The following is a 25,232-nucleotide window of genomic DNA, read 5'->3' as shown; positions in this document are numbered from 1 at the left end:
TAAATATGACACTTCGAACAAGCTCCTGGAGTGGACAGGCCTCCATAAGACCTCTGCTACAGATTGGCACTAACTGCCTGCCACTCAGGAGCAGCGTTCGAAGGATGTGTCGACCTTGATGTGGCTCGCAAGAAGGGTTCCATTGCCGTAGCCAGGAAGCTACAGTTGACGGATGGTTGAAGTCCGCCAGACAGAGCGGTTCGTGCGTTGGCTTGTGGGTCTCCGTGATCTGAGAGGACGGGCGAAGGTTCTGGCCAGGATCGAGCGCCTCATCGGCGGCAATCCTGGTGACGTCAAGCCCGTCGGGTCCGGCGTGTCGGAGTTGCGGATCAACTATGGCCCTGGATACAGGGTCTACTACCTGAAGAGGGGAACCACCTTGATCATCCTTTTGGCTGGCGGAGACAAGAGCTCACAAGCCAAGGACATTGATGAAGCCCTTCTTTTGGCAGACAACCTGACGGAGGCGACCTGATGAAAACTACGACCAGCCTGTACGACGTTGCCGAGCATCTCCAAACACCGGAGGATATGGCGGCCTATCTGGAAGCCTGCATCGAGGAGGCTGATGGTGATGCTGCCTTCATTGCAAAGGCTCTGGGCGACATCGCACGTGCCCAGGGGATGACCCAGGTGGCACGAGATTCGGGTCTTTCCAGGGAGAGTCTCTACAAGGCCCTGTCTGGTGAGCGCAGCCCGAGCTTTGACACCATCCTGAAAGTCGTCACGGCTCTTGGACTGAAGTTGAGCGCCGGCGTGAGAAGTGAAGCGGAGGTGACTTGAACTCTGCTGGCGGGGTATAGGTCCGAGAAAGATGCCTGTGGTGATGCGACACCTTCGAACATGCCCCTGGAGTGGACAGGCTGCCAACGAATTCGTTTTGATAGCATTAAAATTCTGCCTGCCACTCAGGGGCAGCGTTGGAAGGATGAGTGTGGCCATGCCAATGCCTACGTCTGCGTTGTCAAGCCTGCCTTCACAACGACAACATTGGGGCTATGCTGAAAGAACTCAGGCACATACCAGTGACTCCGATCTATGGAAAATGTATTTGAGGCAATTGTTGAAACAGATGGACGCATCAAGATAAGTAGCCATGTTCGTCTGGCAAAGGGGGCGAGGGTGTTTGTTTCTGTTCCCACTGAAGAGCCTGACTCTGTCATCAGCGGAGTTTCCTTAAGCGAAAGGTCTCTGTCTGCAGACTGGCTGAACTCAGAAGAGGAAGCTGCATGGGCCCACCTTCAATAAGAGACGTAGTTTTAATTCCATTCCCCTATTCAGACCTGTCCCAATCCAAGCGAAGACCTGCCTTGATCATTGCAGACGTTGGAATGGCAGACTTCATCCTTTGTCAGATTACGAGCAAAGCCTACGCGGATAGACTCGCGATTCCTCTTTTGGGAAGTGACTTTGCCGAAGGCGGGCTTAGGCGGGAGAGCTTTGTACGCATCGTAAAGTTGTTTACTGCGAATGCTTCGATCATTATTGGAAAGGCAGGCAGACTTAAAGATGCGAAGATGGTTGGAGTGATGGATGCATTGGTCAAGATCCTCCGAAGAGGCCTGAATGGTGACACCTTCTAATACCAAGATCCACCTGTCACGCCTCCTAGGAAGCCCTGATATTCTCATGAGCTTCCTGCGTGCAGGTGATCTTGGGCGTTAGCTGTACAGGAACCCCGTGCTGGCTATGCTTTGAGTGATGATGGCGATCACGGATGCCGACAATTCTCAGAAGCGGCCCGTATCGGTTCTACTTCTACAGTCACGAGCCAAACGAACCTCCTCATATTCATGTTGACCGAGATCAGGCTTCATGCAAAGTTTGGCTCACGCCAGTGGCACTTTCCTCAAGCCTTGGCTTTAGGGCCAAAGAGCTTCGTGAGATTGAACGGCTGGTCAGCATGAACAGAGCTATCCTGTCGAGAGCGTGGGAGGAGTTTCATGGCTAACCCTGGCGAACGGGTCACAGATGTTGCCTGCACAGAGGACAAGCTGATTGTTGACCTCGCAGACGGCCGCTCTATCTCTGCACCTCTGGCTTGGTATCCGCGGCTTTTACATGCCACCCCTCGGGAGCGCGAGAATTGGGAGATTGCTGGGGCTGGCTTTGGAATCCACTGGCCGGATATTGATGAGGATCTGAGCGTGGAGGGCCTTCTTCGTGGCGCACCATCGCCGCGGGTGAAGGCGCTGACCAGCTAACAACGCCATACACCAGAGCAGCCACCGGAAGGTTCGGTTCGATTTCTTAGTCTTATTGCGTTCTGGTGATGGCTAACGTTAGGATTAACTGGCGCATTCGCTGCGGGAACCACCTTGGGGTCCAAATCGGCACCAAAGGTATCTTGCCTGTCGTCCGCCGCTAGGACGCACCCCGAGCCTAATATCATCTTCTTCGCGCTGGGCAAAAGTGCTGATTCGACTGTCCCCTGGGTTCTGCGGTCGACTAATTTGAGCTAAGTTCCTAGGGTTAGTGCAAAAAACGCGGGATTGTCCTAGTTCGCTAAAGCGGCACAGTCCATATGTATTAACTGAAATTCCGCGAGGACGATCCTGCTTCTTGACATAGTCCATGTCGGCAGTAATGCCAGTCATAATCATCTCACTTGCTGAAATGTCCGGTATGGATTGGGCACGCAAGTTCTGGGATGCGGCTGGATTGGCGCGTCTAGGCGATTCTTGAGAAAGAGCGGGGGAAGCAATTGCACTGGTTGCCAGCAGCAGGAGAATTGCATTCAGCTGATGTCTTGCCGTTTTAATCATAATCAATTTTTTTTAAATATCTTAACAATGAAATAATATCGAGTTTTTTTGCATCCCATGATAAGCGCCAGAATGTAATATGATGTTACTCTAGTCGAAGTTTTTTGACAATCGTCTTTCTTGCCTGCTGCTGCTAAGAGTTTGCTGAAAAACCAGGCCTGCGCGAAAATGGATCAACTGCCCAGCCCAGATGCGAGGTCACCAGGAGCGCAGTGGCTCCCTGTTCTCCTACGTGTCGATCGAGGAGCGGATCCCGGCCAGCCATCCGCTGCGGCGGATCCGGAAGCTGGCGGATCAGGCCCTCGATCGCCTCAATCCCACCTTCTGTGACCTGTTATGCCGCGGAAGGCCGGCCCTCGGTGCCGCCCGAGCAACTGCTGCTGGCCTCGTTGCTGCAGGCGTTCTACGGGATTCGATCGGAGCGGCTGCTTTTGGAGCAGCTCCACTACAACCTGCTATTTCGCTATTTCGCTGGTTTGTAGGCCTGAGCCCGGATGATCCGATCTGGCACCCCACCACGTTTACCAAGAACCGCGAGCGGCTTCTCAATGACGACGTCATGGGGCGCTTCCTGGAGAAGCTGATGGGCGCTCCAGAGGTCAAGCCGCTGCTCAGCGACGAGCACTTTTCAGTGGATGGCACCCTGCTGCAGGCCTGTGCATCCCATGCCTCGCTGGAGCGGATCGACGGGCAGGAGGACCCACCGCCACCGCCATCAGGTCCTGGCGAGGGCTTTGGCACTCCAAAGCCCGGCAAGAAGCGGGCCAAGGGGGATTTCCGCAGCATCAAGCTCAGCAACAAGACCCATCGCTCCAGCGTCGATCCAGACGCCTTGCTGGCCCGCAAGTCCAACGCCCACCCCGCCCAACCGAGCTACAGGGGGCACGTGCTCATGGACAACCGCCATGCCCTGATCGTGGACTGTCGCGTCACCCAAGCCACGGGCACTGGAGAACGGGATGCCGCCAAGGCGATGGCGGCTGACATCCCCGGTGCCCACCAGAAAACCCTTGGTGCCGACAAGAACTACGACACCAGGGGTTTTGTCGCCGAGATGCGCCGCATTGCCGTGACGCCGCACGTCGCTCAGAACACCAGCCGCCCTGGTGGTTCCGCCATCGATGGCCGCACTGCACGCCATGAGGGCTACGCCAAATCAATCAATGCCCGCCGCGGCATCGAGAAAGTATTTGGCTGGATCAAACAGTGGGGCGGCCTGCGCCAGTTAGTCCTAACATCAAGATCCATCGGACGGGAGCTGAGATGGGACTTTATTTATTAGCCTCCGCCCGCCGCTGATCTTGAGCGTTAACCAGAGCCGAAGAGACCACCGCCAAAGCCAGAAGCGTGGCTACAATGTGATCACATTGTTGGCGTGGATGAGTTGTGAGGGCGAAACTGGTCAGGATTGGAAACTCACGGGGCCTACGCCTTGCGAAGCCTCTGCTGGAAGAGGCTGGATTGTCGGATGAGGTGGAGATCCACGCCTCTCCAGGGGTTCTCACCATCACAGCCATTGCAAAAGCACGGGCTGGCTGGGCTGAGGCGGCAGCTGCCTTTGCCCCGGAGGTACTTCTTGATGACACCATCTCTACCAAGTTCGACGATGAGGAATGGGAGTGGTGACTGACCTCGCCGTTTCCCGAGGAGATATTTTCCTGGTTTCTTTGAACCCAACGCGAGGGCAAGCAATCAGAAAGACAAGGCCTTGCATAATTGTGTCACCCAATGAACTGAATACCCATATGAGTACTTTTATCGTTGCACCGCTGACGACTGGAGGTCATCCCTACCCATTCCGTATTGCTTGCACCTTTCAAGGCAAGAATGGTCATATCGTTGCTGATCAGTTGCGGACTGTCGATAGAGAGCGGTTAGTCAAACGGCTCGGCGTTCTCCCTGAAGTGACTCTTCTTAAAGTTCTGAGAGTTTTACAGGATATGTTTGTTGCGTAATGGCCTGGCTAACATCCAGACTTAGAAGATGGGATTAGTGCCTAATGCTCATCATCTTAAGCACTTGCCCGCACCTGCTCTTGGGGGTTAGGCGGTAAAAAGTCATAGAGGGCAGAGCTTCAGAAGGACTCCGTAGCACTGTTCGAGCAGTATTTGAACTTTGGAATAATATAGGCAACTAGTTGTTTATTGAGCCATCGAGCAATACGTGGAGCTACGCAAAGGAGCCCCCTGAATGACTATCACGGTCACGCCTGCCCTCACATTTGAGCACAGGACATCAGAGCAGTGGTTGATGATGCGCTCGGTCCAGCGATGGTGATGGACGCTAGGAGTCAAACCAAGGTAGTTTCAGGCCAAAGGCCTCGATTGGATCCATTACGATTTTGTTGAGAGCACGGCCTAGGACAACTTGTGGTTCGTCGGCACGAATTGGGATCACGGGATGTTGGCTGCTCTCCGGTGGATTCGGGCCTCTAACAATGTTGCGCCTGATCAGGGAGTTTCCGGCTTCCAGACCACACACATAGGCTCTTTCCTGGCACAGGCCTTTGGCACCATGTTCTTCGTCGCCCATCCGCACCCAGTCACCAGCACAAACAATCGTTTCTACAGAGGTTTCCAAGGGTGGTCGCTTCTGGAAACTGCCTGGAGAGAACAGAGACACAGAACCGGGATAACGCCGCACCTCATAATCAACCACCTTTGCGTTTTTGAATTCGGGGTGAGCAATGGGAAGCAGCTCATGGATGAGAAGATCAATGATCTCTTGATCCTTCATCACTGCAATGGCAGAGGCGTTGTAAAAGTCGCTGGCAATCACCGAACCCTGCGGTTGCTCATCACCCCATAGCGCCGCCTCTGAATCTTTTTGCAGTTGATCCAGCATGAAAAATGTGCCTCCCGCGCCCTTCAGCGATTCGAAGCGGGAGAAAACATTGGCTGGGTAAGCCATGGGGATATTGCGATCCAGCCACAGACGCGTTGAAACGACATCGATTGAACCGAGAGAAGCAGCGGCAACCAGCTCTGGTGCCGCATGGCTGCATTCTGGTGATTGAGACATCAGAGATTTGAGCCCTTTCGCACCCACCGCCAAAACCACCGCATCGGCATCATCAATCACCGTGACTTCTTTTGTTTTGATGCTCTGAATTTCAACCGATGTGATGCTTTGCTTTTCACGTGACAGATTCAACCGTGTCGCTAGGGTTCCCCCAAGCACCTGCAGATGATGGTGTGAGATCAGCCTTCGACTGAGAGGGGCAAAAAGATGCTCCGCAATACTTTTTGAGCGAATCCAACGCACATCAAACGAGTCTTGATGGGCCAGGGCGTAGTAATAGAGGAGCTCCATGGTCACAGCGGCCGAAAGTTCTTCGGGAGGCTTGAACAAACCAACCAGCATGATCGGCCGCAGGAAATCATTGATCAGCCGATCGCTGATGCCAAGTTGTTCAAAAAGTGATTGAGCGCTAAGCTTGTCGTATTTCTGGAATACCTCATCGCTGCGATAGAGGTCGAGCATGGCATAGAGAAGTCCTGCGATGCTGAGTCGATCTTGAATCGGAAGTTGCTTGAAGTTGTTCACTGTTGCCATCGCTTGACCAAGGGGGCTTGGCCACTGGGGCTGCTCTCCAAAAACAGGAGCAGTCGCTTCCAATCCATCGGGTGACCAAAAAGCACTGGTTGTGAAGTCAGTGAAAATAGGGCCAATGTTGAGATCTTCGCTGAGGGCATTGATGTTGGGATAGTCCTTCCAAAATCCTCTGGTGCCCGCCTCAAATGGTTTACCGCTTTTGGTTGTGATTGGTTGACTGCCGGTTGGATCGACCATCCCATCGATCAGGGTCACGCGAACACCGGCTTCGCAGAGTGATTTTGCGGCACCCCAGCCAGCCCATCCGCCGCCGATGACGACCACATGCGATTCTCTGCCGCCGAGCATGGTTTCGTCTGGCATCGTTCGCTCAAGCATCAGCAGATCCTCTGCAAGCTACTCAAAGCCCATTGGTGTAGAGCTGGGGAAGTAAGAAACAGGACTGGCCTTGCACAGATCAGCCTGATCCTGTCGCAAGAGCTGTCGGTCTCGCTCTACCTGTCAAATGTCAGTGTCTTTGGGTCAAGGCTTAGCCTAGATTCAGCCCCAATTGTTGATTGTTGGTGCTTCCAGCCACCGACCGGCGCCGCCGTTGACCCCCACTCGCTGCCAGGCCAGAGCGGCGTGACCCGTGCTTCTTCTGAATCGCATCGGCCAGCTCCGCAAAGCCCAACTCCTGCCGCCGAGCCCAGATCTTTTCGCGGGCTTCCCGAGCAGCGATGGTTGGTTCAACGATTGGGAATGGGTAATGCACCCCGAGCACACAGCCGACGCGCTCCTGGGTGGAGGGCGCCATCGTCCACGGTTCATGCAGGTGCACAGCCGGTATGGCGTGCAGTTCAGGTAGCCATTGGCGGATGAAGTTGCCGCGGGGATCGTGATCCTGGCCCTGTTTGATTGGGTTGTAGAGGCGGATCGTGTTGATGCCCGTTGTGCCCGACTGCATCTGGCACTGGCTCCAGTGGATGCCGGGTTCGTAGTCGACGAACAGGCGGGCCAGATGCAGGCCGCTCTCGCGCCAGGGCAGCCACAGCTGGTAGCTGGCCACCGACATCAACATCGCCCGCATGCGGAAGTTGATCCAGCCCGTGGCGATCAGGGCGCGCATGCAGGCATCCACAAACGGCAGGCCGGTGCGTCCTTCGGCCCAGGCGGCTAACCGCTCCGGGTCGCTGCTGCGCAGGCCGGCGGTGAGGGGATGGAGCTCCTTGAACTCCAGATCCGGCTGGCTTTCAAGCTTCTGGATGAAGTGGCAATGCCAGTGCAATCGCTCCTCAAAGCCGCGCAGCGCCAGGGGCCAGGTGGCACGGGTGGTGGGCGGCAGAGCCTTCACTTCGCTGCGCCTCCTCCGGCTCTCCTGCACTACCTCCCGCATCGACAGGGTGCCCCAGGTGAGGTGGGGGGACAGGCGCGAGCAGTGGGCGAAGGCCGTCTGCGGGCTGGAGAGCTCACGGTGGTAGCGGGCTCCTCGCACAGCTAAAAAGCTCTGCAGCAGGGCCAGTCCTTCCTTCCTTCCGCCGCTCTGCCGGCCCGGGCAGGGGTCAACCGCCAGGCCGAGTTCGCCTGCGGTGGGGATGGCGCCGGGCTCAACGCCCACCAGCGGCTGCAAGGCATCGGGAGCAGCTGTGATCGGCTCAGCCATGCGAGCTTCCCAGCGGCGTGCCCAGCCGTTGCGGCTGCGTAGACCTCGGAACACACCAAACGGCGGGGTCTCGCTCCAGGCGATGCCGTGGTTTGCGGCCCACCGGGCCACCTGCCGGTCGCGCGCGTAGGTCCAGCTGTTGCCGGTTTCCTCATGGCTCCACAGCCCCGCCACACCGAACTGACGGCGGGCCCGCTCCAGCACTTCCACCACCGAACCGATCCGCACCACCAGCGGCTGGCCAAGCGCGGCCAAAGCCAGGCGGAGCTCCTCAAGGCTCTCGGCGCAGAAGGCCCACTGGCGCGCTGAGCAATCGTCCTGCTGCCAGAGCAGGGGCTCCACCACCACCAACGGCAGCACCGGACCGCCGCGACTGGCCTGCAGCAGCGGCTGGTGATCGGCCACGCGCAGATCCCGTTTGAACCAGACGATCTGCACCGGCCCCATGGAGGCGACCCTAAACAGACCATCCCGCTCGCTGAGAGGCCCAGAAAACGAAGAAAAGGCCCCAGAATGATGGGGTTGCTCGCCGCCTGCAGAGAGAAGCCATGACCACGACCCTGCAAAGCCCCGTCAAGATCGAATGCGCTTGCCCGAAGTGCCATTGCTCGGTGAAGGCAGAAGGATCCTTCTGCAGCGATGCCTGTGCCAACGGCCACCCCAACGGCGAGCCCTGCCACCTCGGCTGCGGCTGTGAATGCAACGGTTGAGCCCTTCAAATCACGCTGGGCGTCATCCGTGATCGATTACCCCAACTGCCGGATGACATGTAGGCCGATACTGTTGTACTTACAGCCAATTGAAGGGATGAGGCTTCTAAATTCAGCGTGAATCAGTCGATGCGTGGTGTTGGCGGGCTGGGGAATGTCCACGTGCCATCGATGATGGCCTGGCTTGGCTCGTACATACGTACGCTGTAGTTCCAGCCGTCCATGATCGGCAGGCAGTTTTCGGTGCTGGCGGTGCAGCCACCAAAACGCACCGTGTAGGAGCCATCGCTGTTCGGCTTTGCAATCAGGTTGTTGAGGCTGTAGGCATTCAGGTTATTTTTCTGGAAATAGCCCTTCGCGTTGTATAAGCTGATCGACCAAAAACCCTTCACCGGTACATCCTTGACCGTCAGTTCGTACTTGCCTAATGGTAGATTGGGCTCTATATTGTAGTATTGCGCGTCTTTGTCTGGTAGTCCGCCCCAGGCAGAAGCGCTGCCAATCAAGAAGTGAACCGGATCAACATCGGCTTTGGAGCCGAAGATGCGGGTGTAGCGTTTCAAGCCCTTGGCCAGGTCGAGAATCGGTTCGAGCGTTGCCTCATAACTGATCATGTCGTAATTGGGCAAGACAAACACTTGATTGGAACTGGCATTGATCTTGATTTGGTCTTGTAGCTTGTGTGCTACGGCGAGATCAGCTTTGTTCGTGGAGTTGGCTAAAGTGCGAATAATCACGCCAACGATTGGTGTATCAAACTAAGCTATTGTCAACTTGTACGAGCCGCCACCGTAGTAGACATTGTTCACGTAGCCATTGTTGTTGATGATCATCAACGACATGTAGCGTTTGCCGGCATCTGGCAAGGTGATAGTCGCACCCTCGGAGATGTTGATAAGCCCAAGGCTGTAAAGGGTGTCGCGATTCATCCGGATCACGTTCTGCTTGTCGATTGGTGTCGGCGTGCGGTTGTGATGCAGCTGGTTGATGCCGCCGGACAATTTCAAAATGCCTGCAAACTCGAGGTCGCTTTGTGCTTCGTTGAAGTTATCAACGTTGACTACGATCGGACGGTCAACTGCAGCTCTTAAATCTTTGGCATTGGCCTCCAACGAAGGGATGGCCAGTGCGCTGATGAGTGCGATTGCGGCGGTGGAAAAGAAATTGTTCATTTTGAAGACTCCTCGTTGCAGATCGTTGTATAGGAAATGATGTCTTACTTCAGCAACTCGATCTCGCTTGGGCGCCAGGTCTTGTTAATCCATGGCTCAAGCGGGCCGTACATTCGCAGGATCGTGAACCAGCTTTTACCCGGCAGCGTCGCTAGCCAGTTGCCCTCTTTGCCTACAGGCGGCTTTGGCCCGAAATAGATGTCGAATGAGCCGTCTGCATTTTTTTGCATGCCCTCGTCCTGGCTTCCGACGGTTGGGAAAGGTTGGCTGGTCTGCAACATCGAGCGTGTCTGTGTGTCATACAATGTGAGCGCCCAGAAGTCATTCACCGGCACGTTGGGCGGCAGACGCAGTCTGTAGGTCTTGGCACCATCGAACGGGTTCTTGTCGGCATCCAGAGTGGCGAATGCGTAGTCAGATCCCGCTCCAACACGGGAGGTTGCCATAGCCGGCGTTACTCCGCCTGCGTTGAAATAGAACAACGCTCGCGCAGACAAGTCGACTGTGCCCTCGGACACGAATGATGTGTTTTTGTTTGCGTAGGCGGTGGTCCAGCTGCTCTCGGTTCCGGGATAGATGAAGACGCCGCCGATGCGCGGCTGATAGGTGATGGCGCGCCCTGTGGCATTTCCGAGCGTACCGGCCTCGATGAGCAGCTGTTTCATGCGCGCATCGGGCGCGAATGGCTTGCCTTTGACAATGCCGATTGAGGCGATAGCACCGCGTACCTCCGGGCTGATCGCCTCAATCGGCTCGCGCTGAATCATATCGTTGAGGATTTGAAAGTACTGCAGGTCGTTTGGAAAGACCGTGTTGAAGGCCTTGTCAGACATATTGACGAACTCAGTTGGTGCCGGCTCAGCAGCATCCTTCAATGGGTAGATCTTCAAGCCCGAAGTGATGTTCTCCACGGCTGGCTCCAGCCCCTTGGCAATCGAGCCGCGCAGAAACAGGAAGTTTCTGTTCGTCTGCGGTTTCAGCAGAAAGTAGCCGGCAGGGATCTTGCCGGTGTAGCCGGGTGGCAGCACCAGATATTTTCCACCCATGCCCTTGTCCGGCCCGGTCACGCCCATGTTGCCAACAAAGCGCTGCCATGCATCGTTGAGAAAGCCGAGCATGCCCGGTGGAATTTCGATAACCGTCGGACCATCCTTGGCCAGATCAGTGCCCGCATAGGCATACAGCGTCGAGGTGTTCGCCGTAACGACCAGTGTCTTAGAATCCATCAGCTTCTCGAACAGAGCGATCTTGTTCGGTGTGTCAGCACCCGCTTTTGCGAGTCCGTCGAGGACGCTCTGGATCGATACACCGCCGACGTTGTCCAAGTAGACCTGCAGCCCGCGCATGCGGTCGAGGTTGTCATAGAGCTTGTCGATGGTGGCGTTGGTGGGAACGCCGTCAAAGAACTTCAATTCACCAATCGGAGTTTCGACCCGATCCGGGATCGAAATTGATTCCAGCTCAGACTTGCTGACTTGGGCGGCGGCACTGTGTGACAACGGCAGCATGAGCAGAGCTGCCGTAAAGGCCATATTCATGAAACGTCGATACATAATCACTGTTCTGCTCTACGGATGAATCGGGTTGGCGCTTTATACTAATCCCTTATTTGTCTCATAATCATTGCTGTTTTTTTATCACTACGACCAATCGTTTGCTCAGTTGGCTTTCACAATGCCCGGTGGCTTCCAGGTGCCCTTGCCAACCGGCAGAACAGATAGCGCATTGGTGGCAGGCTTTGGCCAGTACAGACGCATGACCAGATAGGCCGTGTCATCCGGTGCCGGCAGCCAATTGCTTTCCCTGGCCTTTCCCGGTGAATCCTTCTGGATGTAGATCGTCACGGAGCCGTCAACGTTCTTCTTTAACTGAGGTACCATGGCCGTGTTGATTAAGTAGCGGTTGATCGGATTTTTGATCATCAACTGTGACTTGCCGTCGTACATGGTCACCGACCAGAACGCATTCACTGGCGGCAGCTGGCCTGGGGCGAAGGTGAGCGTGTAATTGTGCTGGCTGGTATCTAGGATCTTTCCGTTGACATCCACACGCCCCAAGGGATACACGGCCTCGGCGGCATCGTTCCCGTAGATGCCCGCCTTGGCGGTGGCAGCACGCATGACCCAGTTCCCGTCGTAGTGCGCTCGGTCCCCAGGCAAGGAGCCGAGTTGCCAACCATTGGCCTCTGTCATGCCGGAGGCCAAATAGGTGGAGACCTTCTCGTCACCGGCCTTCATCGCCTCGTCCATGGCCTGCTGGCGTTCCGGTGACAGCGCCTTGATGTCGAAGGCTTTGCCAGGCCCGATACCGAACTGGGCCAGACTGCCGCGGATGGCCTTGTCTTCCTCAGCTTCCGGAATGTATTCAAGTGCAGCGTTCAGGTAAGCCCAGAAGTTGTCTTTGATACCGGCGGTCGTAGCAGGCAGAAAATTGATCTTTGGCGCGGCTGGTGGGGCCGGCTCACCGATAAAAGCAGACAGTGGCTCAGCCTTGTACTGGGACTGGATCTTCTCCACATTGTGCATATCCGCCGGATTGATCAGCTGGGTTCGGAATACTGCCAGGCTGAATGGTGTCAGCGACTGAAATACCTTATCAATGCCTGCAGGCTTCTCGCCCTTCCAGCCTGGACCGACGATCATGTACTTTCCGGCCTTGCCGCCGGTGGCACGGCTGCCCAGATAGCCGTAGTTGTAGGTGTGGCTGTCAGTAAGCATCACCGAGTAATAGCGGTCCTTGACGGCCGGTATGGAGATCACCATGGGTTCGGCTCGAAGATCCAGCCACACGAAGGAATAAGGCGTATCGCTGTTGGCTGTAACGACAGCTGTATCCCTATAGGTGTACACCCGTGGGATGTTCCTGATCTGGTTGAAAGGCGCCTTGAATTGGCTACCAGCTTTGTCGACGGCATACTCATACATCACCGCATAGTTCATCACCAGCGGTAAGCCGTAGATGAATCCCTCCTCGGCGATGGCCTTGAATTGCTTGGTCGTGAGTCCATCTCCAGCTATGGAGGGAGCAGCCGTGCTGGCGATTTCCGGGATTTCGGTTGAAGGCCCAGCGCATGCTTGATCGCCACCCGAAAGCAGTGCAAGCGAACAGACGCTCATCAAGGCCAATTTGAAAGTGGTGTGAGAAAATATGCTCATAGGGATTTTCCTGATTCAGGGCTTTGATTGCAATGACTTGGATGGTTCTTGATCCGAAGTGGCTTACAGGGCTTGCTACATAGTCTTTGCGTGTAAAGTTATACACGGCATCTGTCCCAAGTTTGAAATGCATGTGTGAGCTTGTTGAACGGTTTGATCTCTCTCTCGTCCTCCTGGATGAAGAGGTTACGCTAGGTGATCTAGAAGCTTTGATATGCTGCTATTTCGGCGTTCCATCGGATCGATCATTGGGGTTTAGCAGGAGGCCCCAGGTTTTGTCGTAGGGATGCACTTTTTGGACCAATTCTCCTTGAGCCAACAGGCGATTGCCCTGGTTGTGCCACTGAATGATAGAACCGTCCAGATTCGCTACCTGTCCATAGCCCGCTGCATTCAGTTCTCTGGCCAGATAGGCGGAGCGATAGCCAACGGTGCAATACACCACCAATGGACGATCCTTAGCAATACCCTCCTTCTCGATGGCTTCCACCGTGGTGAGGTTGAGGGCTCCAGGAAGGTGGCTGACGGCATATTCCCTTGGTTCGCGCGTATCGATCATCACGGGCGCAGACGGATCGTTCGCCAGCTGAAAGGCCAGGTCTTGGCTGGAAACGGTGGCCACATCGGGAAATTGAAACCGCACCACCTGCATCACCACCATCAGGGCGAGTTGGCGAAGAAATTCAACCACTAGTCAACGTCCTTTTCCATAGTTGATCTGCTCGATTCGTTGGACTTCTATGAACGTGATTTTAGCCGTTTGGTGCTGTTTTGTTCCTTCGTTCATTCCTCCTCCACCAACTGGCCAGCAGGCTTCCCAGCACCGCGTGAACCACTGCCGAGATGGCACCGGGTAGGGCTGTGAGTGGGGTGGCGGCGAACGCCGATCGGGCCAGCACTACCGCCAGTCCGGAATTCTGCATCCCCACTTCGATGCTCAGGGTTCTACGCACCAAAATCGGCTGCTGCTCGGCCGCGGGGATCAGCCAACCCAGCAGGAAGCCGCCGCCATGCAGCAACAGCGCCGCGAGGAATAACAGCGGGCCCTGCTCCAGCAAGGCCTGCCGTTGGCTGCCCACAATGCTGGCCACGATCAGAACAATCGCCAGCACTGCCAGTGGAGGCATCAACGGTCCGATCCAACGGGCCAGCCGCGGGGTGCCGCGTTTGAGGCCAATGCCGGCGGCCAGGGGCAGCAGCACCACCTGCAACACGTCCAACAACAGCTTCCAGCCGTCCACAGGCACATAACGACCGGCCAGAAGCCCAGTGAGCGCAGGGGTGAGCACCACAGCCAGCAAGGTGCTCGCCGTGGTCATCACCACCGACAGCGCCACATCAGCCCGGGCGATCAAGGTCACCACGTTGCTGGCCGTTCCGCCTGGGCAGCACCCCACCAGGATCAGCCCCACGGCCAGGGGCGGCTCCAGCCCCAGACCCCAGGCCAGCGCTGCGGCCAGCAGGGGCATCACGCTGAACTGGCCGATCACGCCGAGAGCGACCGGCCGCGGACGGCGGAGCACCCGCCGGAAATCGGCCGGCTGCAGCTCCAGGCCCATGCCGAGCATGATCACCCCCAGGGCCAGCACGATGAGAGGCCCTTGCAGCCAGGTGAACAGCCAGGGGAACGGCAGCGCCAGCACAACCCCCAGCAGGGTCCAAAGCGGGAACAGCAGTGTGAATCGCTCCAGCACCTGGACAACCTTCTCGAAGTAGACGGGAACCTACAGCTCCAGCCCTGGCGCTCAGCGCTCCAACATCTGCCAGAAGCTCCACTTCGCCCCGAAGGCCTGCTGCAGGCGGCTCACAAAATGCTCGTGATCCTCCACGCCCTGCCAGTCGTCGATGCAGGAGGCTAGCTGTGTAGTCCCACCACGTTGTTCAGCTGACAAGGGGGTGTGAGGTCGCCAGGGTCGGAGTGTCACCACCGTCCCAAGACCTCACACACCATGCATAGCCACCCTCTGGCCCGACTGACACCCATCAGTCGGGAACGGCTCATCCGCCGGCATCTCGATGAAGGCGTGCCACTCAAAGCCCTTGCAGCACAAGCCGGGATCAGCCTGCGTACGGCCTACAAGTGGCTCTCCAGGTTTCGAGCAGGCGGCGTAGCGGCACTGGCGGATCGACGGAGTGTTCGCCGCAGCCAGCGGCGGACGCTCGATCCGCAGCAACTCCAGCAGGCTGTAGACCTGCGGCACCAGCGCTGCACGCTCCGCCGCATCGCCAGGGCTCTCTGTGCGCCCCTCTCCACCGTTGGTCGGCTCATGAAGGGCCTGGGCCTGGGACGCCTGAAGAACCTTGACCCCAAACGTCTTGTTCGTCGCTACCAGTGGGAGCGCCCCGGGGACATGATCCATGTCGACATCAAACAGCTGGCCAGGTTTGAGCGGGTCGGCCACCGCATCACCGGCGACCGTCGTCAAGGCTCCTCCCGAGGTGCCGGCTACGAGAAGGTACATGTCGCGATCGACGACGCCACCCGCCTGGCTTACGTCGAGGTGCTCGCAGACGAGCAGAAGGCGACAACCGTTGGCTTCCTGGCCCGTGCCGTCGGATGGTTTTCTGAACAGGGGATCACCTGTCGCCGGATCCTCTCGGACAACGGCCCCTCCTATCGCTCGGATGACTGGCGAAAAGCCTGTCGGGCTCTGGATCTGAAACCCATCCGCACCAAGCCCTACACCCCGCAGACCAACGGCAAGGCCGAACGGTTCATCAAAACCATCTTGTCGGAATGGGCCTATGTGATCGCCTACCAAACATCGGATGAACGCAACCGCTGGCTACCCCGCTATCTGGGGATCTATAACGGCAGCAGGTGCCACATGGCTCTCGGTGGCCTCACTCCTCAGCAATGCCTCCAGCGGCTGCTGATCGCTGAATGACCTGGTGAGAAAGCACAGCTAGCTGATCGCAGCTGCGCAGATTCTCGACGGCGTAGCGATAGCGCTGGGTTCGCGCGTGTCGATCATCACGGGCGCAGACGGATCGCTCGCCAGCTGACGGGCCAGGTCTTGGCTGGAAGCGGTGGCCACATCGGGAAATTGAAACCGCACCACCTGCATCACCACCATCAGGGCGAGTTGGCGAAGAAATTCAGACACGGATCACCAGCCACCGATTCATTGGATCTGCCCACTTGTGTGGGCCATTGCTGTCATAAGGCTAGCGGTGCAGGAGAGACGTAGCTCAGCGATTCAGCACAATGTGTCAACCAAGGGCTTCGCTTCCAGCCGCAAGAACAACGCCTTTGACTTCAGTCTTCCCTCTAACCATTTTGTTGTTGATCTTCGCAAACGCTGTCGGATCTTGGCCAGAACTCAAGCTTTGATTTGTTTGTCGTCGTTGGATTGTAGACGAATCCAGGTTTCCGCCAGGGCATAATCAGCTGCATCGAAGAAACGGGTCTCAGCTTCAACAAACTGGGAGACCAGCTTTTCCGCCAGCGCCTGCCAGGCCTTGTTGCCCACCACTACAACACGCCGCATCGTCCGGCGATGGTCGCGCACGAGTGCCATGTGGCGCCCCAGGGCGCCGAGGCCGGCCCAGCCATCGAACTCGCGCAGATCCAGCAGCAGCCTTGCGCCATCGACATCCTGAAGTTCAGCGTCGAGGTTGGCTTCCATCTGTTGATAGGAACTGGCTTCGATCGTGCCGATCAGCCGGACCTCGATCACATCGCCGTGCCGCTCCAGGCGCATTGTGCCCAGTGATTCCGATAACCAACGGCGAGCATCCTCCAGGTCTGCGTCGGCGAACACCCGCACCGGGCAGGGCATGGCCAGGCTGAAGGCCGCCGCCGCCGTGCGCACCCAGGCCACATCGCTCACCAGTGCCAATCGCTCGAATCCATCCCAGTGCCGCAAGGCTTCACGACCATCGGCCCAGGCGGCGCCCAGGTCGTAACCCTCAAAGGACGGCCCCAGCTGGGCGATCAGCTTGAGGTGGTCGTGCTGCTCAAGGGCACGATCAAGCGCTGGTGTCAGCACGTGGTCATAATCGTCGGCCGTGATCTGTCCCTGGAAGGAAAAACCGAGGGTGCCATCCGGTAGCCCGCTCATGCATTCGATCATGGGAATCTCCTTGGGAATGGCCTACCTGAACCGTAGCCATCCGAGGCCAGAGCGCCCAAAACATCTGCTTGGCTTGCCGGGACCCTGATCCGTTCAGCGCTCCAACATCTGCCAAAAGCTCCACTTCGCCCCGAAGGTCTGCTGCAGGCGGCTGACGAATCGCTCGTGATTCTCCATGCCCTGCCAGTCGTCGATACGGCAGGCCAGCTGGTCGCAGCTGCGCAGGTGCTCGGCGGCGTAGCGGTACCGCTTGGCTCGGCCCATCGACAGGGCGAAGGCCACCATGGCCCGCAACAGCAGCGTGGCGGCCAGCGGATGGCCGGCGCTGAGGCGTTCGGCGGCCGGTCCGTAGATGTCGAAGGCTTCCCCGTCCCACTCCTCCCAGTGCGTGATCACGTAACGGGCGGCGCGGGGTAGGGCGGGCCAGTTCACCAGGAACTGCAAGGCCAGCAGAGGCATCGGGTGCTCCGCCACCACCTGGAAGGCCCGCTCCTCAGCCTCCCCATCCTCGAAGGCTGCGAGCCGTTTGAGGTGATCGCGCAGGTGTGTGATCGACAGGGTTGAAGAGAAGCACTGCCAGCGCAAGTCCTGGGCTTCGTCGCTTCGGCCAAGCGCTTCGAGGACGGCGATGCGGGTTTCGTTCCAGTCGGGGGAATGCCAGCTGGCCGCGCCCTTGGCAGCGCCATCGAGCACCACCAGCGCTTGTTCCGCTCGGCCTGCGGTCAGCAGGTGCTGGGCCACATCGGCGGCGGTGCTGGGCCAGCTGAGCTGGCTGGCGTCGAACTGGCCCAGGTAGGCGTCCACATCGCCGCGGCATTCGGCGATCTGCAGCAGGGCGGGGTGGCCATCGCGGGCGCCGCGTTCACGGCAGTGGCGCTCCAGCAGCCGCAGCCCCTGCTCGCCCAGTGCGTCTTTCAGCGCCGGGATCAGCCCATCGAACTGGCCATAGCCGTTGTCGCCGAGCAAATCGACCACCTGCTCCGCCAAGGCGTCTGGTTTCAGCTTGGCGGCGCTGGCGATTGGCCCCAGCTCGGCCACCGCTTGCTGGAACACCCCGATCACGGCGCCGGTGCTGTCGGAGCAGCGATCCATCACGCCATCACCCAGCTCCAGGAAGCGCACCAGCAACGCGAAGGCCTGGGCCGGATCGGCCTCGGCGATCGCTCCGGAAATGGCTTGGCGCTGGGCTTCCAGCTCGCAGATCAGAGCTTTGCGTTTGCGCGAATCCACGTAGGTGCTGGAGCGGGCGATCGCCGCCAGGCGCTTGCGCACCTCCTGGGCGGCTTCGCTGGCCCCCTCCGCAGCAGCCAGGGCTAAGCGCAGGCGCCGCTGCATCACGGCATGGCCGCTGCTCAGCTCGATCAGCAGTTCGGCGAGCACAGGCGCCCCGAGGGCTTCAAGGTTGCGGGCGTTGAGGGTGCGCTTGCCGGCCATCGGTCCCACGACGATGCTGCGATCATCGCCTTGATCCAGCCCGGCCAAGCAAAACGGGGCCGGATGCGCAATGGCTTCGAGATTGGCGCGTTTGAACGGATCATGCTTGCCGCTCACGGACACCTGATGGGTTTCCGTTCTGTCTCCCTGGGGACTAAAGCTCCAGGTGAGAACAAACGCAGGAGAAACAGATCACTGACCTTGGCAATCGATCAGAAAGGCGATGGACTTGATCTGATCAGCCTGCACATCACCAGCCAGTCACCCGCCTGCCATCCGCCATATTGGGCAGCTGAATTGAAAGGACTTTGTGGACTATGGCGTGGCCTTGGAGACATAGCGCTGCCTCAGGGTGACTTCACCAATCCCACCGGGATCACGGTCCCTCTGAGCGATAGGAGATCAAACACGATCGGATCGATAACAATCGGATCGATAACAAGCGGGTCAACTTCAATCGGATCAAAGGCCAGAACTTATGCACCCCATAGAGTTCCGCTCAGGCTGGTTGTTTTGGTGATGACACCCCATCGAATTCCGTTCCCAGTCAGCCCAACAGAGGCCCGCCATCTTGCCGCCGGTTTGCTGGGTCTGATTGATGCAGAGGGTGGCCCCACCGCAGAACAGCATCGGGTCTTCTCTGCCGTGGCCAGCCATCTGCTCGCCCTCGAAGACAGCCAGTTGCAAGAACTTGAACCGCTGGCCCCTGGGGCCTTGGCCGCGGTGTTGCCTGAGCCCTGCTGGCGGCGCCTGTTCCTGCAGATGGGCTTGATCCTTGACCTTTGCCGCCATCCCAAGAGCGAAAGCCAGCTGCAGCGCCTGGAGGCCTATGCCCGCGCCCTGGAGATCGATCCGCCCCAGCTCCAGATCGTCCGGGATTTTGCCCATTGTTCGGCGGCTGAGGCGACGGCGCGATTTGTTCGCGCGTATGACGCCTACATCCCCGAACTCTCCGAGCGGCAAGCCGGGGTGCCGGGGCCTGGCGAGGCCCAGGGCGACGATGCGTTCTTCGCGGCCCTGGACCAGCTGCCATCGCTGCCTTACGGCAGCTTGGGCTGGGCATTCGTTCAGCTCTACGAGCGCAATGGCATGGCCATGCCCAGCAGGGAAACGCCCAATCCCCGCTATTACGTGTGTCATGACATGAACCACGTGATCACGGGCTATGAACCGACAGGGCCCGGTGAGATTGCCCTGGGTGCGTTCAAGTTGGCCCTGAACAACAGCGACGCCAATTGGATGGCGTCATTGACGAACGTTCTGATCCATGAAGTGGGTCTGTTCAAGCACGGCACCAATCATCAATTCGTTGCCTATGGCGGAGGCGGTGAGCCCTATCACGGCGTGAACGGTCGCCTCGGAGCCCTCGATCTGCCTGGTTCCACCGCGCTGTTCGGCGAGGCGCTCGTGCGCGGATCGGCCTGCCGAGGCGATTTCAGCCAGCTCGACCATCTGGCCATGGCCGCAGAACCGTTGCGGGAGATCCGCCGCCGCTTCAACGTGCTGCCGCTGCGCAAGCCCATGATCGATCAACCCGATCTCTGGCCGGAGCTCGCGTGATCCCCCCTCCTGGTTCAGGCACCGCCAAGGGATCAAGTACCGGGATTGCCCAGATCAGCTACGCCTGCCTGGGCAGTGCCCTGGGGCAATCGGGCCTGTTCATCGCCCTGCCCTCGCTGCCTGCCATGGCCAGTGATTTTCAGGTGAGTGCCAGCACTGCTGAGGAATCGATCACTGCCTACGCCCTCGGCTACGGCTTCTCCCAGTTGGTGTGGGGCCCTCTGGCCGATCGCTTCGGGCGCCGGCCGATCGCCCTTTGCGGCGTGACCCTGTTCACGCTCGCGAGCCTGGGGCTGGCCTTGGTGCCTGGATTTGGGGCGTTTCTGCTGCTGCGGCTACTGCAGGGGGTGGCCGCCGGCTGTGGCACCAGCGTGTCGCGGGCCTGCCTCCGGGATGTGTTCAGCCAGCGCTCCCTGGCCCAGGCGATGTCGGTGGTGGCGATCAGCTATGCGCTGGCCCTCGGTATCGCGCCCTTTCTCGGGGGGTGGATCGCCAGCGTGGCCTCCTGGCGGGCCGACTTTGTTCTCCTCACCGTCTTGGGCTCACTCGCGCTCGCCTACCTGGTCCGGGAGCTGGGCGAAACCCTGCCGCCCGTGACCTCCCGTGCCACCACGCTGCGTCGGGAGCTGGCTGTGGTGCTGCGTGACTATGGCCGCCTGCTCCGGGATCGCCGCTTCCTGCTGCCGGCCCTGATCGTGATGCTCGCCACTGGCGTGGTGGCGGGCTACGCCGCCGCCAGTCCCTTTGATTTCGAGCACAGCTTCGGCTACAGCCCCGCCCAGTTCGGCAACCTTTCCCTTTCTTTAAGCGCGGCTTATTTGGTGGGGTCTCTCCTTGTGCGCCGCACGGTGGTGCGTCTGGGTCAGCAGCGGCTGCTCTGGATTGGCCTTGGTGCGATCACCGCTGGTGCCCTGGTGATGCTGGCGCTGGGACTGGCCGGCCGCTTTGATCCGCTCTCGCTGCTGGGGCCGATGTTGGTGGTGGTGGCGGGAGGCGGCATCGTGGTCCCGATCGGTTTGGCCCTGCCGATGCAGGCTTTCCCTGCCGCGGCTGGCCAGGCCTCAGCCCTCACCGGTTTTCTGCAGCAGGAGGGTACCGCCGCGCTGGTGGCCCTTGTCGTCTGGCTGCCGGACACCTCCCAGGTGCCGCTGGCGCTCTCCCTGCTCGCCCTTGCCCTGATGCTGGCGGCCCTGGTGCGGGCCTACACCCGGGTGGACATCAGCGCATGACCACCGCGTCGCTCTCGCGCCATGCGCAGTCGCTTCGCCAGGCAGTCAGCTGGGCCCTGACCCTGCTGTTGGCGGGGCTGGTGATTGGCCTGGCGGAACTTCCCTATCAATGGCTCTCTGAACTTGGCTTCCGGCTCCAGCGGCTCTGGCCCCTCGGGGGCGATGGGGCTTTCAAGCCTCTGCTGGTGGCAGGTCCGCTGCTTGCCACCGTGGCCTTCGTGCTGCTGGCCTGGAGGCCGTTGGCTGCTGGCCGGGGCGGCGGCCTCACTGGCGTGCTGGTTCTCCAGGACGCCGACACGGATGCAGAACGTGATCGCGCCATCGCCAACCTCTCGCTCAGGCACCAGCTGGCGCGTTTGCCCCTGCTGGCACTTACCCATCTCGCCGGGCTGAGCGTGGGCACGGAATCCCCCTCCGCCGCCCTCGGCGCTTCGATCCTGCTGGCCCTGCGCCGCCGGCTCGCCCCCCTTCAGCGGCTGCCGCTGGCCCTCACTGTCGCTATCGGTGGTGGTGCCGGCCTCGGTGCTGCCTTTCAATCACCCCTGCTGGGGGCCGCCTACGCGCTCGAAGAACTCAGCGCCGTGTCTGGCTTCCAACTGCTGGTGCCCACCTTGTTGCTGGCGGGCATCGGCACCCTGCTCAATTCCGAGCTGGGACAACCCGCCCGCCTGGCCGAAGGGATGGCGCTGCCGCTGGCGCCTGTCCTGCTGCCGCTCGCCTTGCTCATCAGTGTGGCGGCCGCCCTGATCGGTGTGCTGCTGGTTCGCCTGCTGGTTCCCTTCGCCCAGCGCCTTGGCTCTTTGTTGCGTTCACATCTGGTGCCTGCCGCGCTGGCCATCGGTCTGTTGTTCGCCCTGCTGGCGGTGGCCAGTGGCGGCATCAGCCTCAACGACGGCTCGCTCGCTCTCGGCCCAGCCCTGGCCGGCCGTGCGGACATGCCCTGGTGGGCAGGTGCGCCGCGGCTGCTTGGGCCGTTGCTGAGTATCGCGATCGGCGCTCCGGGCGGCCTGATGCACGATTCGATGAGCCTGGGGGCCGTGCTGGTCGGCCCCTGGCTGCAGCAGTGGCCGGCGGATCAACAGGCGGCCCTGGTCGCCATCGCTGCAGCCGCATTGTTCAGCGGCGCCTGCCGCACACCCCTGTTCTGCTCGGTATTTGTGTTCACGCTGCAGGGCAATCCCGCCACCCTGCCCTGGCTGCTCACCGGTTCGGCCATCGCGGCGGCCATCGGCCGCTGGCTCGGAGGCATCAGCTGGAACGAAGCCCAGACCAGAGCGTTCAGGGGTTCAGGCGCTCCTCCTCCCAGCCACGATCACGGCACCAAAGGCGGCGCTGGTGCGGGTGATCCTTGAGCTCCAGCAACTCCACCTGCTTCAGGCCGATGCGCAGCAGCTCGAAGTGCTCAGGCAGCGGGGTATCGACGGCCAACTCCGCTGGATAAGCCGCCGTGGGATCCCACGCTGCCCCGGGTACGGGCCAACCCCAGAGGGCACGGCCGCCGGGGCTGAGGGTTTGCCAGTGCCGTTCCCTTTCGCCTTGTTCCAACTCAGCGGGCAAAGCCAGCACCTGCCCGCGCAGACGGAACTGAGCACGGGCCTTGGGCAGCAGCCAACAGAGTTCCACGGCTGGCTGCCACTGAAGCTCGAGCGGTTTGGCACTGCGACCGTCGGTGAGCAGATCCAGGGCCTCGCCATCGGCCCAGCCACGGAATACCAGGGTGCGCACGCGCGGCGTGCCATCGACAGCCACGCTGGCCAGCTGCAGCCAGCGGGCTGCTGGAGAGCGGCCTTCCCGCTCGCGGGCCGCCCGCAACAGCGGGCGCCAGGGCGGAAGTGTGCTCAAGCCGTCTGCGCTTGGCGTTGTTTGAGTGCAACCGCCACACCAGCGAGGGTCGTCAGGCCCAAGGCGCCCGCGGCGGCGAGGAACACGAGGGTCTGCAGGGCGAGCAGGGACAACCCCAGCGCAGAGGCCGCCTTGATCTGGATCCTGGCCTTGATCAGGGCGGTGAGCAGCAACAGGACCGTCGCCTGCAGTCCAGCGATCTTGGCGGCAGGGAGGAGACAGAAGGGGCTGGGCAGGAACATGGCAGAGATGCAGTGCTTCAATCCTGGCGCGGCCGCCGGGATCAGGCATAAACCCCTATTGCCCCAGTGAGCTGCCGGGCCGATGATGAAGCCATCGACACCGGGAGGCTCCATACCATGGAAGACACCCCACCTGAGCAACTCTCAGGAGTTCGCTGACGATCAGGCCCCTGCTCCAAACATCCTTCACGGATCTCTGGTTTCCCAGGCGCACCAAAGATTTTCGGATTGAAACCGTTTTCAGTACGAAAACATTTTTGATTCGAAAAAAATAGAGTGTTGTTCCGTCCATTGCGCCGCCTGAGGTGCCCCGGACGCAGCGGAAGCCCCACTAGAAAACTGGCCCCAGTGGCCAACGTCAGCAACTCCGCCCCTCACCAATCTTCGAAGCCCGGTGGCCTTGTCACCGGGCTTCGTCGTGCTGGAGTGAGCCGCAACACCCCCCTTTTCATGACGGCGAACTTCCAGAAGTTGGGCCGCTTTGGCCTGCGTGCTCTGCGCATCGTGGCCAGCACGGCAGCGATCGTGGAACTGCTGCGCGCTGATTGGAGCGGCGGCATCAGCGCTGCTCTGGCCTGGGTGGTTTTTGTCACGGTGGAGCGGCGATGGCCACTGCCAGTCCCACTGCCAGTCCCACCGCCAGTTGAAGAACCCGAGGGTTGATCGCAAGGCCGCTCAGTCAGTCGCTGGCATCTGCCTTGCGGATCTGCAGCTCGGCAAAGCCTGTGGCAGGGTCGAACTCCCGCTTGAAGCGCCACTCCGGCAGCAGAGCCAGCACCAGTTCAGCGGTGGTGCGCACCAGCGATCCGCTGCAGAGATGGCCACCCACCACCGCTCCTGTGCTGTCTGCCAGAGCGATGTGCAGGTGGACCCCATCGGGCGAGAGGCTGCCGGCCAGCGACAGGATCTCCAGATCTCCCGTCAGGGTGGTGATCGCCTCCTGGCCGGCCCAGCGCAGCCGGGCCACCGACAGGCTGCCGATGCCGCTTATCACGCAGCCAGCCTGCTCGTTCTGTTCTTGCATCCAGGCCTCCAGCACCAGGCGCAGATCTGCCCCTGGCGTCAGCCGCAACGGCACCACTCTCATGCAACCGGCCCCTTGGCCACGGTGTCGGCTCCCGTTTCGGGCTGCTCAAGGGCGCACCACCACTCCACCACCACCGCCGGAGTGCCATACCAGTTCGCCCCGAAGGCACCGCCATGGGCCACGCCAGGCAGCACCACGGAGGTTGAGCCCTCCAGCAGGGCCGAGGTCACTGGCACCAGGCCGTCGCCCCGGTCGTTGGCATCGCCGCTGCTGTTGCGATAGGCCGTCGGTGCCAGACGCCTGGCCATGGAACTGGCCGCTGGCAACTCCAGATCTCCCGCCACCGAGACATACCTCACCCTGTCGGCCTTGACCCGATCGTCCCCTACCCGATCAGAGAAGAAGGATCCCGGCAGACGCTGTTGCACCATCTGGCGCAGGGCCGTGGCCCTCAAGGCGGTGTGGGGACTGCCCAGCATCACCAGCGTGTCGGCCAGGGCTTTGCCGTCGTAGCAGCGGCCCTGGAACGGTGCGTCATCGAGAAACAGCCGCAGCATGACCCCACCGGAGCTGTGGCCGATCAGGGTCACCTGGCCCGTGGGGGAGTGCCGGGCCAGATCAGCCACCGTGGTGGCCACCCGATCGAGAATCCTCGCCCAACCGAAGGCGAACACGGTCAGCAGCCACTCAGCCTTGACCACCGCCACCAGCCGCACCGGCTGTCCGCTCAACTGCTCAAGCTTTGTGGCCATTGGCGCGTAGGCCTCAGGGCTGATCAGGAAACCACCGAGGATCACGATCGGTTGGGAGGGCATGGGCAGCG

The 25,232-nt window shown here is 59.9% G+C and carries 27 protein-coding genes and 1 pseudogene; 13 read left to right on the top strand and 15 right to left on the bottom strand.

Annotated elements, in window-relative coordinates; translation table 11 throughout:
* Positions 1-172: 172 nt before the first annotated feature.
* The 7 genes and pseudogenes from BM449_RS00935 to BM449_RS00900 all read left to right on the top strand — a co-directional run bounded on the left by BM449_RS00935 (position 173) and on the right by BM449_RS00900 (position 4,720).
* Entirely contained in the window at positions 173-475 is a 303-nt protein-coding gene (locus BM449_RS00935; protein ID WP_071799710.1) for a type II toxin-antitoxin system RelE/ParE family toxin, read from the top strand.
* Positions 475-783, top strand: a complete 309-nt coding sequence (locus tag BM449_RS00930; RefSeq protein ID WP_205526831.1) for an addiction module antidote protein — start codon at positions 475-477, stop codon at positions 781-783. The genes BM449_RS00935 and BM449_RS00930 overlap by 1 nt, the downstream gene beginning before the upstream one ends.
* 446 nt (positions 784-1,229) lie before the next feature.
* A complete protein-coding gene (locus BM449_RS00925) occupies positions 1,230-1,583 on the top strand; it encodes a type II toxin-antitoxin system PemK/MazF family toxin (protein WP_071799708.1) in 354 nt (117 codons plus the stop codon).
* A gap of 134 nt (positions 1,584-1,717) precedes the next feature.
* A complete protein-coding gene (locus tag BM449_RS00920; RefSeq protein ID WP_071799707.1) occupies positions 1,718-1,951 on the top strand; it encodes a DUF4160 domain-containing protein in 234 nt (77 codons plus the stop codon).
* A complete protein-coding gene (locus BM449_RS00915) occupies positions 1,944-2,204 on the top strand; it encodes a DUF2442 domain-containing protein (protein ID WP_071799706.1) in 261 nt (86 codons plus the stop codon). Before BM449_RS00920 ends, BM449_RS00915 begins: the two co-directional genes overlap by 8 nt.
* A gap of 751 nt (positions 2,205-2,955) precedes the next feature.
* Positions 2,956-4,047, top strand: a pseudogene (locus tag BM449_RS00910) (IS5 family transposase).
* 331 nt (positions 4,048-4,378) lie between these two features.
* A complete protein-coding gene (locus BM449_RS00900; protein WP_071799704.1) occupies positions 4,379-4,720 on the top strand; it encodes a type II toxin-antitoxin system PemK/MazF family toxin in 342 nt (113 codons plus the stop codon).
* 328 nt (positions 4,721-5,048) lie between these two features.
* Here BM449_RS00900 and BM449_RS00895 read toward each other — a convergent pair whose 3' ends face one another.
* Both BM449_RS00895 and BM449_RS00890 read right to left on the bottom strand, forming a co-directional pair.
* A complete protein-coding gene (locus tag BM449_RS00895; RefSeq protein ID WP_233830893.1) occupies positions 5,049-6,698 on the bottom strand; it encodes an FAD-dependent oxidoreductase in 1,650 nt (549 codons plus the stop codon).
* A gap of 151 nt (positions 6,699-6,849) precedes the next feature.
* Positions 6,850-8,409 carry an FAD-binding domain-containing protein gene (locus BM449_RS00890; RefSeq protein ID WP_071799703.1) on the bottom strand — a complete coding sequence of 520 codons (1,560 nt, stop codon included), beginning with the start codon at positions 8,407-8,409 and terminating at the stop codon, positions 6,850-6,852.
* A gap of 101 nt (positions 8,410-8,510) precedes the next feature.
* Between BM449_RS00890 and BM449_RS00885 the strand changes: the two genes are divergently transcribed.
* Entirely contained in the window at positions 8,511-8,672 is a 162-nt protein-coding gene (locus tag BM449_RS00885) for a conjugal transfer protein TrbI (RefSeq protein ID WP_071799702.1), read from the top strand.
* A gap of 122 nt (positions 8,673-8,794) precedes the next feature.
* On the opposite strand, the gene BM449_RS15140 is transcribed toward BM449_RS00885, so the two are convergent.
* The 6 genes from BM449_RS15140 to BM449_RS00860 all read right to left on the bottom strand — a co-directional run bounded on the left by BM449_RS15140 (position 8,795) and on the right by BM449_RS00860 (position 14,693).
* Complete coding sequence (locus BM449_RS15140) at positions 8,795-9,409, bottom strand: DUF1214 domain-containing protein (RefSeq protein ID WP_205526830.1); 615 nt, start codon at positions 9,407-9,409, stop codon at positions 8,795-8,797.
* Between the two features lie 21 nt (positions 9,410-9,430).
* A complete protein-coding gene (locus BM449_RS15135; protein ID WP_205526829.1) occupies positions 9,431-9,844 on the bottom strand; it encodes a DUF1254 domain-containing protein in 414 nt (137 codons plus the stop codon).
* 44 nt (positions 9,845-9,888) lie between these two features.
* Positions 9,889-11,382, bottom strand: a complete 1,494-nt coding sequence (locus BM449_RS00875; protein WP_233830889.1) for a DUF1254 domain-containing protein — start codon at positions 11,380-11,382, stop codon at positions 9,889-9,891.
* Positions 11,383-11,502: 120 nt separating this feature from the next.
* The gene (locus BM449_RS00870) at positions 11,503-12,999 is read right to left on the bottom strand and encodes a DUF1254 domain-containing protein (RefSeq protein WP_071799701.1); all 1,497 of its coding nucleotides are present in this window, start codon (positions 12,997-12,999) and stop codon (positions 11,503-11,505) included.
* A gap of 220 nt (positions 13,000-13,219) precedes the next feature.
* Positions 13,220-13,660 (bottom strand): rhodanese-like domain-containing protein, encoded by a 441-nt coding sequence (locus tag BM449_RS00865; protein WP_071801813.1) that lies wholly within the window; start codon positions 13,658-13,660, stop codon positions 13,220-13,222.
* Between the two features lie 91 nt (positions 13,661-13,751).
* Complete coding sequence (locus BM449_RS00860) at positions 13,752-14,693, bottom strand: bile acid:sodium symporter family protein (protein WP_071799700.1); 942 nt, start codon at positions 14,691-14,693, stop codon at positions 13,752-13,754.
* A gap of 255 nt (positions 14,694-14,948) precedes the next feature.
* On the opposite strand from BM449_RS00860, the gene BM449_RS00855 reads away from it, so the two are divergent.
* A complete protein-coding gene (locus tag BM449_RS00855; protein ID WP_071799672.1) occupies positions 14,949-15,887 on the top strand; it encodes an IS481 family transposase in 939 nt (312 codons plus the stop codon).
* A gap of 18 nt (positions 15,888-15,905) precedes the next feature.
* Here the strand turns inward: BM449_RS00855 and BM449_RS00850 are convergent, their stop codons facing one another.
* From BM449_RS00850 to BM449_RS00840, 3 genes are all read right to left on the bottom strand, one after another.
* Positions 15,906-16,106: a hypothetical protein gene (locus BM449_RS00850; RefSeq protein WP_071799699.1), complete on the bottom strand. Its 201-nt coding sequence runs from the start codon at positions 16,104-16,106 to the stop codon at positions 15,906-15,908.
* A 216-nt stretch (positions 16,107-16,322) separates the two neighbouring features.
* Positions 16,323-17,075 carry an STAS/SEC14 domain-containing protein gene (locus BM449_RS00845; protein WP_071799698.1) on the bottom strand — a complete coding sequence of 251 codons (753 nt, stop codon included), beginning with the start codon at positions 17,073-17,075 and terminating at the stop codon, positions 16,323-16,325.
* A 93-nt stretch (positions 17,076-17,168) separates the two neighbouring features.
* Positions 17,169-18,626: a DUF6880 family protein gene (locus BM449_RS00840; protein ID WP_233830885.1), complete on the bottom strand. Its 1,458-nt coding sequence runs from the start codon at positions 18,624-18,626 to the stop codon at positions 17,169-17,171.
* A 402-nt stretch (positions 18,627-19,028) separates the two neighbouring features.
* Between BM449_RS00840 and BM449_RS14820 the strand changes: the two genes are divergently transcribed.
* The 3 genes from BM449_RS14820 to BM449_RS00825 are packed head-to-tail and all read left to right on the top strand — an operon-like array spanning position 19,029 to position 22,650.
* Entirely contained in the window at positions 19,029-20,069 is a 1,041-nt protein-coding gene (locus BM449_RS14820; RefSeq protein WP_071799697.1) for a hypothetical protein, read from the top strand.
* Positions 20,066-21,298 (top strand): multidrug effflux MFS transporter, encoded by a 1,233-nt coding sequence (locus BM449_RS00830; RefSeq protein ID WP_071799696.1) that lies wholly within the window; start codon positions 20,066-20,068, stop codon positions 21,296-21,298. Before BM449_RS14820 ends, BM449_RS00830 begins: the two co-directional genes overlap by 4 nt.
* On the top strand, positions 21,295-22,650 hold the full coding sequence (locus BM449_RS00825) for a chloride channel protein (protein ID WP_071799695.1): 1,356 nt from the start codon (positions 21,295-21,297) through the stop codon (positions 22,648-22,650). The genes BM449_RS00830 and BM449_RS00825 overlap by 4 nt, the downstream gene beginning before the upstream one ends.
* Here BM449_RS00825 and BM449_RS00820 read toward each other — a convergent pair.
* Positions 22,577-23,140, bottom strand: coding sequence for a pyridoxamine 5'-phosphate oxidase family protein (locus BM449_RS00820; RefSeq protein WP_071799694.1), 564 nt, complete (start codon positions 23,138-23,140; stop codon positions 22,577-22,579). The genes BM449_RS00825 and BM449_RS00820 overlap by 74 nt on opposite strands.
* Positions 23,137-23,382 carry a hypothetical protein gene (locus BM449_RS15250; RefSeq protein WP_071799693.1) on the bottom strand — a complete coding sequence of 82 codons (246 nt, stop codon included), beginning with the start codon at positions 23,380-23,382 and terminating at the stop codon, positions 23,137-23,139. Before BM449_RS15250 ends, BM449_RS00820 begins: the two co-directional genes overlap by 4 nt.
* A 450-nt stretch (positions 23,383-23,832) precedes the next feature.
* Between BM449_RS15250 and BM449_RS00810 the strand changes: the two genes are divergently transcribed.
* The gene (locus BM449_RS00810; protein WP_071801811.1) at positions 23,833-24,045 is read left to right on the top strand and encodes a hypothetical protein; all 213 of its coding nucleotides are present in this window, start codon (positions 23,833-23,835) and stop codon (positions 24,043-24,045) included.
* Between the two features lie 16 nt (positions 24,046-24,061).
* Here the strand turns inward: BM449_RS00810 and BM449_RS00805 are convergent, their stop codons facing one another.
* Positions 24,062-24,460, bottom strand: a complete 399-nt coding sequence (locus tag BM449_RS00805; protein ID WP_233831201.1) for a PPC domain-containing DNA-binding protein — start codon at positions 24,458-24,460, stop codon at positions 24,062-24,064.
* A gap of 5 nt (positions 24,461-24,465) precedes the next feature.
* Complete coding sequence (locus BM449_RS00800; RefSeq protein ID WP_071799691.1) at positions 24,466-25,224, bottom strand: esterase; 759 nt, start codon at positions 25,222-25,224, stop codon at positions 24,466-24,468.
* Between the last annotated feature and the right edge of the window lie 8 nt (positions 25,225-25,232).

Origin of the sequence: Synechococcus sp. SynAce01, assembly GCF_001885215.1 — a bacterium.
In the GTDB taxonomy this organism is placed as follows: domain Bacteria; phylum Cyanobacteriota; class Cyanobacteriia; order PCC-6307; family Cyanobiaceae; genus Regnicoccus; species Regnicoccus frigidus.
Note: the sequence above shows the minus strand (reverse complement) of the source record. Positions and strands in the feature narration are given on the sequence as shown.

What these genes read in the sequence shown, in the direction of transcription:
- BM449_RS00935 (WP_071799710.1), top strand. Translation starts at nt 173, where the DNA reads ATGGTTGAAGTCCGCCAGACAGAGCGGTTCGTGCGTTGGCTTGTGGGT.
- BM449_RS00930 (WP_205526831.1), top strand. Translation starts at nt 475, where the DNA reads ATGAAAACTACGACCAGCCTGTACGACGTTGCCGAGCATCTCCAAACA.
- BM449_RS00925 (WP_071799708.1), top strand. Translation starts at nt 1,230, where the DNA reads ATGGGCCCACCTTCAATAAGAGACGTAGTTTTAATTCCATTCCCCTAT.
- BM449_RS00920 (WP_071799707.1), top strand. Translation starts at nt 1,718, where the DNA reads ATGCCGACAATTCTCAGAAGCGGCCCGTATCGGTTCTACTTCTACAGT.
- BM449_RS00915 (WP_071799706.1), top strand. Translation starts at nt 1,944, where the DNA reads ATGGCTAACCCTGGCGAACGGGTCACAGATGTTGCCTGCACAGAGGAC.
- BM449_RS00900 (WP_071799704.1), top strand. Translation starts at nt 4,379, where the DNA reads ATGGGAGTGGTGACTGACCTCGCCGTTTCCCGAGGAGATATTTTCCTG.
- BM449_RS00895 (WP_233830893.1), bottom strand. Translation starts at nt 6,698, where the DNA reads ATGCTTGAGCGAACGATGCCAGACGAAACCATGCTCGGCGGCAGAGAA.
- BM449_RS00890 (WP_071799703.1), bottom strand. Translation starts at nt 8,409, where the DNA reads ATGGGGCCGGTGCAGATCGTCTGGTTCAAACGGGATCTGCGCGTGGCC.
- BM449_RS00885 (WP_071799702.1), top strand. Translation starts at nt 8,511, where the DNA reads ATGACCACGACCCTGCAAAGCCCCGTCAAGATCGAATGCGCTTGCCCG.
- BM449_RS15135 (WP_205526829.1), bottom strand. Translation starts at nt 9,844, where the DNA reads ATGAACAATTTCTTTTCCACCGCCGCAATCGCACTCATCAGCGCACTG.
- BM449_RS00875 (WP_233830889.1), bottom strand. Translation starts at nt 11,382, where the DNA reads ATGAATATGGCCTTTACGGCAGCTCTGCTCATGCTGCCGTTGTCACAC.
- BM449_RS00870 (WP_071799701.1), bottom strand. Translation starts at nt 12,999, where the DNA reads ATGAGCATATTTTCTCACACCACTTTCAAATTGGCCTTGATGAGCGTC.
- BM449_RS00865 (WP_071801813.1), bottom strand. Translation starts at nt 13,660, where the DNA reads ATGGTGGTGATGCAGGTGGTGCGGTTTCAATTTCCCGATGTGGCCACC.
- BM449_RS00855 (WP_071799672.1), top strand. Translation starts at nt 14,949, where the DNA reads ATGCATAGCCACCCTCTGGCCCGACTGACACCCATCAGTCGGGAACGG.
- BM449_RS00845 (WP_071799698.1), bottom strand. Translation starts at nt 17,075, where the DNA reads ATGATCGAATGCATGAGCGGGCTACCGGATGGCACCCTCGGTTTTTCC.
- BM449_RS14820 (WP_071799697.1), top strand. Translation starts at nt 19,029, where the DNA reads ATGACACCCCATCGAATTCCGTTCCCAGTCAGCCCAACAGAGGCCCGC.
- BM449_RS00825 (WP_071799695.1), top strand. Translation starts at nt 21,295, where the DNA reads ATGACCACCGCGTCGCTCTCGCGCCATGCGCAGTCGCTTCGCCAGGCA.
- BM449_RS15250 (WP_071799693.1), bottom strand. Translation starts at nt 23,382, where the DNA reads ATGTTCCTGCCCAGCCCCTTCTGTCTCCTCCCTGCCGCCAAGATCGCT.
- BM449_RS00810 (WP_071801811.1), top strand. Translation starts at nt 23,833, where the DNA reads ATGACGGCGAACTTCCAGAAGTTGGGCCGCTTTGGCCTGCGTGCTCTG.
- BM449_RS00800 (WP_071799691.1), bottom strand. Translation starts at nt 25,224, where the DNA reads ATGCCCTCCCAACCGATCGTGATCCTCGGTGGTTTCCTGATCAGCCCT.